This window comes from Clostridium sp. 29_15 (assembly GCF_001916075.1).
Classification (GTDB): domain Bacteria; phylum Bacillota; class Clostridia; order Clostridiales; family Clostridiaceae; genus Clostridium; species Clostridium lentum.
Map to the genome: position 1 here is coordinate 48,546 of NZ_MNRT01000003.1, position 1,410 is coordinate 49,955.

The 1,410-nt window shown below is 46.7% G+C and carries 1 protein-coding gene; it reads right to left on the reverse strand.

What is annotated here, in order from left to right; all coding sequences use genetic code 11:
• Positions 1–95: 95 nt before the first annotated feature.
• A complete protein-coding gene (locus BHW04_RS00545) occupies positions 96–1,361 on the reverse strand; it encodes a peptidase dimerization domain-containing protein (protein WP_302698502.1) in 1,266 nt (421 codons plus the stop codon).
• Between the last annotated feature and the right edge of the window lie 49 nt (positions 1,362–1,410).

Below are 1,410 nucleotides of genomic sequence, written 5' to 3' on the forward strand. Positions count from 1 at the left end.
ATTTCCTGATTCAAGATTGCTTATTGTACCCTCATAGGATTTCCTGATCCAAGATTGCTTATTGTACCCTCATAGGACTTCTCTGATTCGGTTAACTACTCATTTTCATGAAAATTATCTCGTATATACTGACAATAAGTTTCTTTATTAAATACAGGTTTAAATTCCCGACAGATTTTTTTTGCTTCTTTTGCCTGATCACAGAGAAGACGATACGTAGTCAGTGCCAGAAGCTTGGCTGGTTTGATATAAGCCAGTTCTTCATCCATGATCTTAAAATCTGCTCCGTGAAGTTTTCCCGCAAATCCTCCAAATGTAAAATTCAGCACTGGAAACAGATGGGTCAGGTCTCCTACGTCGGTACAGGCGTTGTTAAAATCTGCCGGCTTTGAACATCGGTATGAAACATCCAGAAGCTTTACGGATTCTTCCATCACTTTATCCGCACCTCTGTGCAGGATCGGCATATATCCCTGAAGCGGTTCTCTTTCGATCGTACCACCGAATGCATAGGCAGCTCCGTCATAGGCACGGTCCATTTTTTCCTGTGTTGCCCGGATCGCATCCAGAGACGCTGCACGGACTTTTGTTTCGATCACCGCTTCGTCCGGAACTGCATTGATCACATCTCCGGCTTTTCGGATCACGTTGTGAAGACGCACATGGTCTTCCTCCCGGAAGGTTTCCCGCATCAGTCCCATCATCTGAATGGCACTGGAAGCAATACTTAATGCATTGACACCATCCCATGGATCAATGGCTGCATGTGCGGCTTTTCCTCTTACTGTCACTCGTTCTGCGGAAAATCCGTTGCAAGCTGCATTTCCCAGGTAGAAGTCTTCCTCCACCGGCATCATGTGCACATGTGTTGTCATAATAATGTCAGAATGGTCAAATTCTCCAAGCCGGATCAGCTCGCTTTTTCCGGATGCCGGGAAGCCGATTCCCTCTTTCCGAAGCCGTGCACGTTTATCTGCATCAATGTATTCTTGAACCTCCTCATTGGTCAGTGCCAATGCTGCGCCGATCATGGCTGCAATCTGTGCGTGGTGTCCGCATGCATGTGCTGTCCCATTAACGGGATCAGCCATCGGATGCGACTTACATCCGATGGCGTCAAGTTCTCCGATAATAGTAACGTTCGGTCCGTCCTGTTCCATCCACTCAGCGCGGACTCCTGTGCGTGCAAGTCCTCCATGCACACGAAGTCCCAGGCCACGCAAAAAAACCGCAACATGTGCGGCTGTTCTCTCCTCATAAAATCCCGGCTCCGGATGGCTCTGGATATCCTTCGCAAAGGCTATGATCTCATCTCTGTGTTCATCTATAGTCTGAATGATCTTTTCTTCAATATGATTCATGTCTTATAACCTCCATTTTCCGCAGGTTAAGCTATATGATATCATAAAA